We start from the raw sequence: 11,525 nt of genomic DNA, 5'->3' as shown, positions 1-11,525 counted from the left end.
TTCGTCGCCACCCCCGAGGAGCAGCGCCACCGTCCCGGCCGGGAGCGGCGCCGCTCCCGGCCGGGACGGTGGCGCTGCTCCTCGGGGGTGGCGACGAAGACATGCCCGGCGTCGCAGAGCCAGCACAGGTACACGTCGGCCGCGGGCGGGATCTGGCTGAGCACGATGCCCTCGTTGTACTCGGGCCGGTACTGCCGCACCAGGACGGGGTAGGACGCCCAGGCCTCCCGGTAGGTGCCGACCGCGTAGGGGACGTCGGCGCCGCGCGAGAACCGCCGCCTCTGCCACCACCGCCCGATCGCCTCCGCCACCCTCCGCACGCTACGCGCGACCACCGACGCGGAAGCGGCGCCTGCGTGCGCAGGCGGGATCTCGAGACGCCCTCCGGGCTGCTCCATCAGCATGCGCGGCGGAAGGGACTATCCGCCCGCGCGGCGTTCTCCCGGTCGACTGGGAGCGGCGGAGCCGTCCCTCGCCTAGTGTGCGGAGTCCTGCTCGTCGATGTCCGCGATCTCGGCCTCGTCGGGCTTGAAGGTCAGCGAGAACATGGCGATCGCGACGAGCACGACGATGAAGGCGACGCCGAACGAGATGAGCGCGACGACCGGCTCGCGGGTCGAGAGCATGACGACCAGGCCGACGAAGGCCGCCATCACCGCGGAGAAGCCGATGAGCTCGAGCGGGCGCAGGCGGTCCTTGCGGGTCGGCTGGAACGTGCGGGGCGTGAACTCGCCGGGGTCGCGCGCCGGGGCGGAGTCGGCCGCCGAGGCGCGGTCGGCGGGAGAGGCGGGGTCGGGCTGCTGGCCTTCGGCGGTCATCGGTCTCCTCCGGAGGTCGGTGTCGTGGGGGCGACGGGATCGTGTCCGGTGGCTGCGTCGGCGCCGGCGGCCCATTTGAGCGAGAACGCCGCGATGGCGAGGAAGACGGCGACCATCACGGCGTAGGCGCCGAGGAGGCCGACGGTGACGACGGGGTGGGGCGGGAGGAGTCCGAAGGCGGCGCCGAGCAGCATCGTGCCGACGCCGACGATCACGGAGTCGCGGGCGGCGAGGCCCTGACCGCGGCGGCCGCTCGAGAACTCGAGGAAGCCGGAGAGCAGCGCCCAGCCGGCGACGAGGGCGACGAAGGAGAGCAGGTTGGCGACCGGGAGCGCGACGAGCGCCGCGACTCCGGCGACCAGGGTGAGCACCGCGGAGCCGAGGGCGAGCGGGCGGGCCCGGCCGCTCCAGCTGCGGAGCCCGAGGGCGAGCGAGACGGCGCCGGTCGCGATCGCGAAGCCGCCGAAGACGGCGAGGCCGAAGGCGGGCCCGTGGTCGGGCGAGAAGGTGACGACGCAGCCGGCGACCGCCGCGATCACGGCGCGCGCGAGGGGCAGGGTCCACAGGCGGCGGTCGGAGTCGGCGGCGATGGCCACGGTCGAGCCTCTCTGGGATGGAGGGAGAAGGCGTCCGGGAGCGGACGGCTGGGCGCGCGACGGCACGGCGACGCGGACTCCAGCGATTTTACGCTCCCGCGGCTCCGCCCAGGCCCGGAGCGGGGCCGGGGGCGCGATCCGGGGCGAAGTCGCAGGCGGCTCAGCCGAGCCAGACCTCCTCCACCCGCGGGAACACGGCGTCGGCGGAGAAGCGCTCACGGAAGCGCGCCCCGGCCTTCTCGACGACCTCGGCCCGGGCGTCCTCGTCGGTGATGAGCTCGGTCAGCGCGGCGGCGAGGCCCTCCACGTCTCCGGGCGCGACCACGCGGCCGCAGCCGTCGCCGAGGACCTCGGGGATGCCGCCGACCGCGGTCGAGACGACGGCCGCGTCGCGGGCGAGCGCCTCGAGGATGAAGATCGGCATCGCCTCGTCGCGCGAGGGCAGGACGGCGATGGACGCCTCGTCGAGCAGGGCGAGCAGGCGGGCGTTCTCGAGCGAGCCGAGGAACTCGATCCCCGGGACGCCGCGGTCGACGACCTCCGGCTCGCGGATCGGACCGGCGACCAGCAGGCGCCAGCCCTCCTTGCCCTCGACCTGCGCCCACGCCTTCTGCAGCACGTCGACGCCCTTGCGGTGGCTGACGACGCCGCCGAAGACGACGGTGCGGGTCTTCTCGCGCGGGGTGCCCTGCTCGAGCGCGTTGGGCACGAGGTGCACGCGGTCGGCGGGGACGTAGCGGCGGCAGATCGCCGAGGTCTCCTCCGAGAGCGAGATGATCTCGTCCGCGCTGCGCAGCACGTCCTTCACCAGGCGCGGGTGCGCGGCGGTGAAGGCGGCGAACTCGCTGCCGTGCAGGTGGGCGACCGTGCGCAGGCCCAGGCGGTGCGCGAGGCGGAGGAGGGACCCCTCGCGGAGGAACGAGCCGCGCTCCGAGAGGTGGACGACGATCACGGCGCCGGGCTCGCGGCGCGCGATCGCGACGATGCGGGCGGCGGCGCCGGCGGCCAGGCGGGCCGCGGCGACGTGCTCGCCCGGAGCGGTGCGGGAGGAGATCACCCGGACGTCCGAGCGCTCGAACGGCCAGCGCAGGTACCCGTTGACGACCTGCGTCATGCCTCCGGGGACCTCTCCGCTGCGGCCGACGTGGTACACCCGCGTCTTCGGGCCGGCAGGGGCTGCCGCGGCGGCCGGGCGGCTGCGGGGCGGCACGGCGAGCAGCGCCTGGATGTCGTCGCGGACGCCGCGGAGGCGCCCGCGGGCGACGAGCAGCTTCTCGAGCAGCTCGCTCCGGCGGGCGACGACGGCGGAGAAGGTCTCGACGCCGGCGGCCGGGGTCGTCCGGGACATGTCGACCGTGACGTCGTGGATCCCGATGGTCTCGAAGTGGCGCGAGGCCTTCGTCGATCCGTCCATCTGCAGGCTCACCGGGGCCGCGCCCTCGGTGAACGCCATGATGATCACGTGCAGCCGGTCGCTCATCGCGACGCGGGCCGTGCGGTAGAGCTCGCGCAGCAGGATCTCGTGCTCGTCGTGGGTGTGCGCCGGATCCCAGTCGAGGATGTCCGCGTCGAGGTCGGCGGCGAGACGGCGGGAGCGCTCGGCGTCGACGGCGACCTGCGTGACGACGACGATGTCGAGGTCCTCGCGCTCGGCGAAGCCCTTGATCGCGGCCAGCCACTCCTGCTCGGGGTAGGGGCGGGCGTCCACCTCGTGGTCCTCGCGGAGGGAGAGGACCAGAACGCGCCGCTCCTCGTCGGGCTGCGCGGCGAACGCGGTCAGCTCCGCGTCGCTCGAGCCCTCGCCGTAGCCGAGGTCGGGCATGGCGGCGCCGACGCGCATGTAGCCGGCCGTCTTGTCGTCGCGCCAGCGGGTGTAGCTCGAGAGCGCCATCGAGGGCCACATGATCGCGCGGGGCAGCGGGGCGAAGTTGCGGGTGCCCACGCCGGCGCGGATCACGCGGCCGCCGCCGAGGCGCACGAGGGCGATGCCCGGGAGCATCACGAGGTGCTCCTTCATCCCGATCAGGGTCAGCTGGATCTCCCCCGGCTTGAACACCGAGTTCGCCCGGCCGGCGAGGGCCTCGCGGGCGAGCGCCGCGTACCAGCGCAGGAGCGAGCGGTACACCGTGTCGTCCGGGCCCAGGCGCAGGCCGTCGTCGTAGCCCCACGGCGAGTGGCCCACGTAGACGTGGAGCGGACCCGACTCGCGGAGCCAGTCGAGGAGCTGGCGACGCAGGATGATGTCGCCGATGTTCTCGTACTGGCCGCGGCCGACGGCGAAGATCGATCGGGCAGGTGTCACGGGCGGGCCTTTCGGAGGGGTTCGCGTGGGGGTGACCGGTGCGGAGCGGGGAGCGTCGCGGGTCTCCCCGGTCGATCCTCCTGCCGCGCTGCCGTCGTGGGCCGGGCCGGCCGGGCTCCGCAGGAGCGGGCTCGGGGCCGATGGCGCCCCGGGCAGACTAGCGCAGGCGGGCTCGGCGGCTCGAGGAGGAGTGCTCGCGTCAACAGCCGTTGGTGACCAGGAAGGCCTTGAGGAACGCGCCGGTCTGGTAGACGTACTGGTTCACCAGGTAGTCCAGGCCCATCGGCTCGCCCGAGGGCACCATCGAGAGCTCGCCGGAGTAGCAGCGCTCGATGATCATCTCGGCGCGCACGAGGTGGGAGGCGTTGGTGATCACGATGACGTGGTCCCAGCCGTACTGCTCGGCCATGTCGCGCAGCTGCCGGGCCTCTCCCTGGGTCGTGAGCGGGTCGGCGGAGTAGCAGAGGACGTCGCCGCCGGGCTCGTTGCACTTCTTGTACTTCTTGGCCTCGTAGGGAGCGTTCATCTCGCCGGGGCCGACCGAGAGCACCATCGTGTCCGTCGCCCCGGAGGTGATGATCCGGCGGGCGAACTCGACTCGTGCCCTCGTGGAGGGGCCCAGCACGAAGACCGCGTCCGCCTGCTCAGGGATCGGGTCGATCGGGGGCGTGACGTAGAGCGGGATCCCGGCGCCGAAGAGGGCGAGCACCACGAGGGGGACGAGCAGGAGCCGTCCGATCACGGTGCGAGCGCGGACCCGGGGGCATCTCGGGCGCTCCCGGGACGGCGGGGTGGACGGGCGGTCGCCGGTCGCGGTCGTGGCCGTGTCCATCGCGTCCTCCCTCTCGTCGGGACCGCCGCTCGCCCGCGGCGGGTGATCCGCGACGCGGGTGCGACGGCGATCACCAGTGGAGAGCCCATCATCGCAGTGTTTCGGCGAGGGGTCGGCCCGGTGAACGCCCGGTCAATTCTCCCGCCCAGCGGCCCGGCCCGGGGCCGTGTCCAGAGTCGCCGGGTAGGGTCGCCGTTCCTCGACCGAGCAGCACTCCCCCTCGTCCATTCCGCGGACGGGCATTCCCGGAGTCCCCTCCCGATCCGACATCCGCCCTCCGATCCGTCGTCGACAGCGCGTGTGACCGTTCCTGATACACGCATGCGCGGCGGTCCGCCAGTCCTTCAGCGGAATCGCTGATATAAGCCCGACCACCACGCCCGAATGGGGTACTACAACCTGAATCCGTCTCATCCAGCCATCAGTCGCAAGGCCCGTCTATAGCGTCGGGAGGACCAGCACCACCCCCTTGAGCAGCCCCCTCGAACCGCCCCCGACGCCCCCTCGAAGACCCGGAGCCGATCGTGAATCCTCAGACGACGCCAGACCCGACCCGCCCTCGCCGACGACGCGCACGCCTCTCCCTCACCACCGCTCTGATCGCCGCTCTCGGCATCCTGGTCGCCCCCCTCACGGCGCCCGCCGCCTCCGCGGCCACTCTCGACCCGGGCGCCGGGCAGAGCACGCGGATCCAGGAGACGAACTCCTCGCTGACCTACAGCGGCTCGTGGCGCACGATGACGGGCGGCGACAGCGGCGGCGGGATCAAGTTCCTCAACAGCACCGGCTCCGTCTCGTTCAGCTTCCGCGGCACCGGCTTCAGCTGGGTCAGCCGCACCACCGCCTCCGCCGGCATCGCCACCGTCACGGTCGACGGCGCGAGCACCTCGGTCGACCGGTACACGAAGACCACGGCGTACCAGGTCCCGGTGTTCACGAAGAAGGACCTCGCCGACACCGTCCACACGGTCAAGATCGCCTGGAGCGGCACGGCCAACAGCTCCGCGAGCGACAAGAACCTGGTCATCGACGCGTTCGACATCACCCGCGCGACTCCCGCCACCGAGGAGCCGACCGACGAGACCGGCGGCGGCGAGGACGACGGCCCCGTGCTCGATCCTTCCGGAGCGACCAGCCTCCTCGTGCAGGAGACCGACCCCGCGCTGCAGTACACCGGCTCGTGGAGATCGATGGCGGGCGGCGACAGCGGCGGCGGGATGAAGTACCTGACCTCCGCCGGATCGGTGAAGTTCACCTTCGTCGGCACGTCGTGGCGCTGGATCAGCCGGAAGACCTCCTCCTCCGGCATCGCCGCGGTCTCGGTCGACGGCGGACCCGTCACCAAGGTCGACCGCTACAGCTCGACCGCGCAGTACCAGGTGCCGGTCTACGAGACGACCGACCTCGCCGAGGGCACGCACACCGTGACCATCTCCTACACGGGGACGAAGAACTCCAAGTCGACCGACAAGAACCTGATCATCGACGCGTTCGTCCTCGCCGAGGACGGCCTCGCGACCGACGCCGTGGAGCTCTCCCCCCTGACCGACGGCTACACCGTCGCCTGGGACGCGCCCTTCAGCTCGCGGGTCGTCTCGTACGACGTGCACCGCTCGAACGAGGACGGCTCCGGCGACACGGTCGTCGGCACCGTCGCCGACCCGGTGCGCCAGTACCGCGACGAGACCGCCGAGGCGGGACGCGCCTACACGTACACCGTCACGGCGACCGACGACGCCGGCCGCGACTCGCGGCTGAAGGAGTCGGCCACCACCTCGGCCGACATCCTCGCCTCCCGCGCCTCGCTGCTCGCGGCCTTCGACTGCCCCGCCGCCACCAAGACGGTGTCGACCTCGGCGCAGCTCGTCACGGCCCTGACCAACCCCTCCTCCGGCGACGTCATCCGCCTGGCCGACGGCGTCTACACCGGCAAGTTCGCCCTCCGCGGCACCGCCGCCCAGCCCGGCTCGATCTGGATCTGCGGCTCGCCCAACGCGGTCCTCACCTCCGGATCCACCTCGAGCGGCACCGCGCTCATCCTGAACACGGTGAGCGACGTGCACCTCGTGGGCTTCTCGGTCCGCAGCTCCTTCCAGGGCATCCAGGTGCTCGCCAGCAAGGGCGTCCAGATGGCCGGCCTGACGGTGAGCGAGATCGGCTACGAGGCGGTCCACTTCCGCAGCCAGACCACCGACTCCCTGATCGTCGGCAGCACCATCCGCCGCACCGGCCTCGTCTCCGCCAAGTACGGCGAGGGCGTCTACGTCGGCACCTCCGACCGCAACTGGTGCGAGTACAACAGCTGCAACCCTGACCGCACGGCCCGCATCGCGGTCGTCGACAACGCGATCAGCGACACCGGCGCCGAGCCGATCGAGGCCAAGGAGGGCACCCTCGACGGCGACATCATCGGGAACACGGTCCTCGGCGGATCGCGGCTCGCCTCGGACGTCGTCTCGCTGATCCTGGTCTCGGGCAACAGCTGGCTGGCCGCGGGCAACTCCGCCGCGGGCACCACCACCTACGGCTACCAGGTGATCACCCGCGCCGACGGCTCGGGCAACGACAACACCATCAGCGGCAACCTCGCGCTGAAGACCAGCAACGCGGTGGTCTACCTCCACCAGCCGTCCAACTGGTCCACCAGCGGAAACACGCTGAGCTGCTCCAACTCCGGGAAGGACCTGATCGGGAACGTGGCCTGCACGCCGTGACCTGATCCGCTCCCCGCGCGCAGAACCGCCGCCGTCGTCCCCTCGACGGCGGCGGTTCTGCGTGTGCCCGCCTCCCGCCGACCACGCGGGAGCCGGCGGAGTCGCGCGCGACGACCGCGACCACCGCGGACTCGCGAGGGCGCGGGCGGGCGCTCGGCGTCTCCGGGGCCGCAGGAGTGGGCCGGTCGGACGGTGACGCGATCAGAGCCCGGCTGACGCGCCCGCGCCTCTCCAGCACGCAGAAGTGGGCGGAGTCGCGCGCGGGTACCGCGACTTCTGCGGCCTCGCGGTGTCAGCGGGCTCCCGGGAGCCGGTGAGGCACCTGGTCCGGCCACGGCGGGCGCTGGAGAGGCCGGAGGAGGTCCGGAGGGGCCGGCCATGCCCTGGAGAGCCCGCACGGGCCCGCCCCGGAGAGCCCGCTGGCCTAGGACGGGGACGCCGCCTCCTCTCGAGTCCGCGGAAGTCGGCGTGCTCGCGCGCGACTACCGCGACTCGTGCGGACTCGCGGGGTGAGCGGGCTCGCGGGGGGACGGAGAAGGGTCCGGTCCGGCCACGGCGGGCGTTGGAGAGGCTGGGAGGGCGGACGCGCTGGCCAGGCCTCGCAGAGCCCGCACGGGCCTGCCCCGGACAAGCGGCGCAGTCCCCGGACGCAGAAGAGCGCACCGCGGCCGGGGCCGGGGTGCGCTCTTCCGCAGCGCGCGAGGACGCGATCAGACGATCGCGGGGGCCTTCTGCAGCTTGTGGCGGGCCAGGACGACCGCGCCGACCACGGGGGTGCCGGCGGTCTCGATCCAGTGCACGTCGGCGGCGGCCTGGGGCGAGTCGACCCTGCCCTCGATCAGGACGAGGACGGCGCCGTCGGCCACGCCGCGGAAGGTCGGCGACTGCTCGGTCGCGCCGAGGGTGCCGGTGACGATCAGGACGATGTCGTAGACCTTCTCGAGCTCCTCGACCAGCGCGCGGAGGGCGTCGGTCGGCATCGGCGTGCCGGCCTGGGCGCCGCCCGCGGGGAGCAGGTCGACGCGGTCGGTCGAGCGCTTGATGATCGCGTCGTCGAGCGAGGCGGCTCCGGCGAGCACCTCGCGCAGGCCCGGGCGTCCGCCCGAGGCGGAAGCGAGAGCCGAGCCCTCGGCGGTGCCGTCCACGATCACGACGGACGAGCCGAGCACGGCCAGCGCCTTGGCGAGCAGCACCGCGCTGGCGGTGTGCGGGGTCTTCTCGGACGCCGGGGCGATCGCGAAGGAGGAGTACGAGCGGGTGCGCGCGATGGCGGAGAGCTCGAACGCCACGGCCGAGTAGCGGGCCGGGATCTCGGTCGAGTTCAGCATCTCGTCGAGCTTGGTGGCCTTGACCGGGACGATGCCCAGCAGCGGCCGGTCGATCGCGGAGCGGACGTCGTCGCCGCTGCGGAGGCGGCGGTCGAGGGCGGTCATCACGATCGCCACTCCCACGCCGACCACGGCGCCGCCGAGGATGCCGAGCGCGAGCAGGACGAGGATGCCACCGGTGACCGGCAGCTCCGGCGGGAGCGCCTGGCTGAGCACCTGGAGCTGGATCTGCGGGACGGCGACGCCGTTCGTGGTGGTCGTCGGGTCGGCCCCCTTCACGGCCGCGTCGAGCTGGGCGGCGACCGCGTTGGCGATGACCGCGGCCTGCTCGGGCGAGGGGTCGGTGGCCGAGATCGTGATGACCACGGACTCCGGCTCGGCGAGGACGGTCACGCGCTTGGCGAAGTCCTCGATGGGCTCGTCGATGCCGAGGCCGTCGATGACGCCCTGCAGGACGGTGTCCGAGGTGCCGAGGGCGACGGAGGTGACCGTGGCCTGGGAGGCGGCGCTGTTGGCCGCGACCCGGTCCGCGGTCGAGAGGACTCCGGACGAGGAGACCGCGACGTACACGCGTGCGTCCGCCTTGTACTGCGGGAGGAGGACGGCGTTGAGTACCAGGGCCGCCACGGCGCCGAGCAGAGCGAAGGCGACGATGTAGACCCACCTCCGGCCGATGCCGGCGAACAGTCCGTTCAAGGTCATGGTGTGTGGTGTCCCTTTCGTCGACTGCACCGGAGTGCAGGGGGTCTGACTGTAGCGTCGTGATGTGTCGTCCGCGTTGCGCGGACCCGGCCGCGAGGTTTCGCGCGGGAGCGGTGGATCAGAGGTGGGCCTGCAGGAAGGCGAGGATCGCCTTCTTGTTGTTCGGGGTGTTGTTCTGGAGCCCGTGGTGGCCGGAGCCGTCCACGCCGACCTCGGACGCCACTCCGGCGTCCTGCAGGGCGACCTGCATCGCGTCGGCCTGCTCGACCGGGACGAGCTCGTCCTCGGAGGTCAGCCAGATCTGCGGGGCGTCCGTGGAGTCGACCGAGGTGATCGGCGACGCGGGGATGCTCTGCGGGCAGGTCGTCGAGTCGATCTCGTCGCAGTCCAGGTAGGAGAGGATCTGCTCCTTCGCCTCGGGCACCGGCGTGCCCAGCGACATCCCGGTCTCGGTCATGTCGGCGACCGCCGAGAAGGCGACGACCGTCTTGACCCGTGAGCCCTCGGTGAGGGAGCCCTCGCCGAGCGTGCCCATGGTCGCTCCGATGATCGCTCCGGCGGAGCTGCCCATCACGCCGATACGGGCGGGGTCGAGGCCGAAGCGCGTGACCTGCGCGGGCTCGCGCAGCCACTCCACGGCGGCCTGCGCGTCCTCGATCTGGCCGGGGTACCGGCTGTCCTGGAGGAGGCGGTAGTCGACGGAGACCGAGACGAAGCCGCGCTCGGCGTAGTACTCGCAGAGCTCGGTCATCCCGCCCTCGTCGCGGGCGCCGTCGACGAACCCTCCGCCGTGCAGCATCAGCAGCGCGGGGCGGTCGGTGCCGCCCGCGGTGGGGAGGCAGGCGTCGGCCTTCAGCGAGACGCCGTCGACCGAGCGGTACTCGATCGCCTTCTCCGTCGTGAAGCCGTCGGGCGTGCGGACGGGCTCGGGCTGCGAGGAGCAGCCGGCCAGCCCGAGGGCGACGGCCACGACGGCCGCCAGGACTCCGGCTCTGCGTGCTCGTGTCGTCTTCACTCGTGGGACTCCGCTCTCTTCTTCTCGTAACTGGGGGAGGTGCCGGGCTCATCGGCCGGGACCGCGACGGGATCGGAGACGACTCCGGGGCCGCGCGCAGGGACAGGCACGGGCTTGCGCCGCTTGCCGGGGCCGCCGAGGGCGGCCGGGGGGACGTAGATCCACTTGACCTTCGAGAGGTAGCGGGTCACGAAGAGCGAGAGGACGACCGCGAGCACCATCACGACCAGCAGCAGCGGCACCTCGAAGCCGCCGATCTCGGAGCGGTCCTCGGGGAGTATCACCCGCAGGATCGTGATGGCGATCACGATGAAGTAGAGGTGCAGCAGGTAGATGTGCAGGCTGCGCTCGCCGCAGATCGTGAAGAAGTTCAGGAATCGCACTCGGGAGAGGGCCCGCGACACGAGGATGCCCATCGCGACGGCGGCCATCTGGCCGGCGAGGGCGAGGAACGGCACCCAGCGGATCGGGAAGAGGAAGAGCACCGCGCTCAGCACGACGAAGACCGGAGTGACGTAGAGGAACGCGCGGCTCCCCTTCTGCTCGACGAAGTCGATGATCCTCTTCGAGTAGAGCGTGCCCACCAGGAAGAAGACGAACAGGGCGCCGATGCGGTTCCAGCCCACGTTGGTCGTGTTGAGGAGACCGGTGGTGAACATCGTCCCCATCACCGCGGCGAGGGCGACCTGCACGCGGTGGTCGACCTTGCGCAGGAGCCACGCGCCGAGCGTGAAGAGCACGAGGCCGTAGATGAACCAGTAGCTGCTGCTGGGCCAGAAGAACAGCAGGAGCAGGTTGAGCGGGTCGGTCGCGGGGAGCTCGCCGAGTCCGCCGTTCGCGAGCGGCACGACCAGGTAGAAGGCCATGCGGATCACGGACCACACCACGTAGAGCCAGAGCAGCGGGTACAGCCTGCGGCGCCAGAGGTCGCCGAAGCTCCAGGTGCGGATGCGCGACCCGAAGAGACCGGACACCAGGAAGAAGAGGGGCATCGGGAACAGCTCGAACACGACCTTGATGCGGCCGAGAGTGTTCTCGACCCCGATGTCACCGAGGTACAACGACGTGTGGTAGTACACGACCATCAGGATGGCGGCACCCTTGGCGAAATCCACCCATTCGCGTCGGGCCCCGCCCGCAGGCTTCAGCAGCTTCATTCTCTCCCCCTTGTGCCCGGTCGTACCGCTCGTGAATTCCATCCGAGGTGAACAAGGCTCA

At 71.9% G+C, this 11,525-nt stretch carries 8 protein-coding genes and 1 pseudogene; 1 reads left to right on the top strand and 8 read right to left on the bottom strand.

The features are described from left to right. The 5 genes and pseudogenes from C5C56_RS11655 to C5C56_RS11635 form a co-directional block, all read right to left on the bottom strand. Positions 1–311: pseudogene (locus tag C5C56_RS11655) on the bottom strand (hypothetical protein); the annotation flags it as partial. Between the two features lie 165 nt (positions 312–476). After that, positions 477–818, bottom strand: coding sequence for a hypothetical protein (locus tag C5C56_RS18325; protein WP_258059918.1), 342 nt, complete (start codon positions 816–818; stop codon positions 477–479). Continuing rightward, positions 815–1,414 carry a DUF308 domain-containing protein gene (locus C5C56_RS11645; RefSeq protein ID WP_104225185.1) on the bottom strand — a complete coding sequence of 200 codons (600 nt, stop codon included), beginning with the start codon at positions 1,412–1,414 and terminating at the stop codon, positions 815–817. The genes C5C56_RS18325 and C5C56_RS11645 overlap by 4 nt, the downstream gene beginning before the upstream one ends. A 160-nt stretch (positions 1,415–1,574) precedes the next feature. Continuing rightward, positions 1,575–3,716, bottom strand: a complete 2,142-nt coding sequence (locus tag C5C56_RS11640) for a glycosyltransferase family 4 protein (protein WP_104319639.1) — start codon at positions 3,714–3,716, stop codon at positions 1,575–1,577. 199 nt (positions 3,717–3,915) lie between these two features. Further along, complete coding sequence (locus C5C56_RS11635) at positions 3,916–4,548, bottom strand: YdcF family protein (RefSeq protein WP_104247644.1); 633 nt, start codon at positions 4,546–4,548, stop codon at positions 3,916–3,918. Positions 4,549–5,072: 524 nt separating this feature from the next. On the opposite strand from C5C56_RS11635, the gene C5C56_RS11630 reads away from it, so the two are divergent. Continuing rightward, on the top strand, positions 5,073–7,262 hold the full coding sequence (locus C5C56_RS11630) for a hypothetical protein (protein WP_104226624.1): 2,190 nt from the start codon (positions 5,073–5,075) through the stop codon (positions 7,260–7,262). 710 nt (positions 7,263–7,972) lie between these two features. Here C5C56_RS11630 and C5C56_RS11625 read toward each other — a convergent pair. The 3 genes from C5C56_RS11625 to C5C56_RS11615 form a co-directional block, all read right to left on the bottom strand. After that, complete coding sequence (locus C5C56_RS11625; RefSeq protein WP_104319638.1) at positions 7,973–9,292, bottom strand: Wzz/FepE/Etk N-terminal domain-containing protein; 1,320 nt, start codon at positions 9,290–9,292, stop codon at positions 7,973–7,975. A 118-nt stretch (positions 9,293–9,410) separates the two neighbouring features. Continuing rightward, positions 9,411–10,307 (bottom strand): alpha/beta hydrolase, encoded by an 897-nt coding sequence (locus C5C56_RS11620; RefSeq protein WP_104247646.1) that lies wholly within the window; start codon positions 10,305–10,307, stop codon positions 9,411–9,413. Continuing rightward, complete coding sequence (locus C5C56_RS11615) at positions 10,304–11,464, bottom strand: acyltransferase family protein (protein ID WP_181027202.1); 1,161 nt, start codon at positions 11,462–11,464, stop codon at positions 10,304–10,306. Before C5C56_RS11615 ends, C5C56_RS11620 begins: the two co-directional genes overlap by 4 nt. Positions 11,465–11,525 lie beyond the last annotated feature (61 nt).

Source organism: Rathayibacter sp. AY1D1, assembly GCF_002932635.1.
Classification (GTDB): Bacteria; Actinomycetota; Actinomycetes; order Actinomycetales; family Microbacteriaceae; genus Rathayibacter.
The sequence above is the reverse complement of the archived record's forward strand: the minus strand, read 5'-3'. Positions and strand labels throughout refer to the sequence as shown.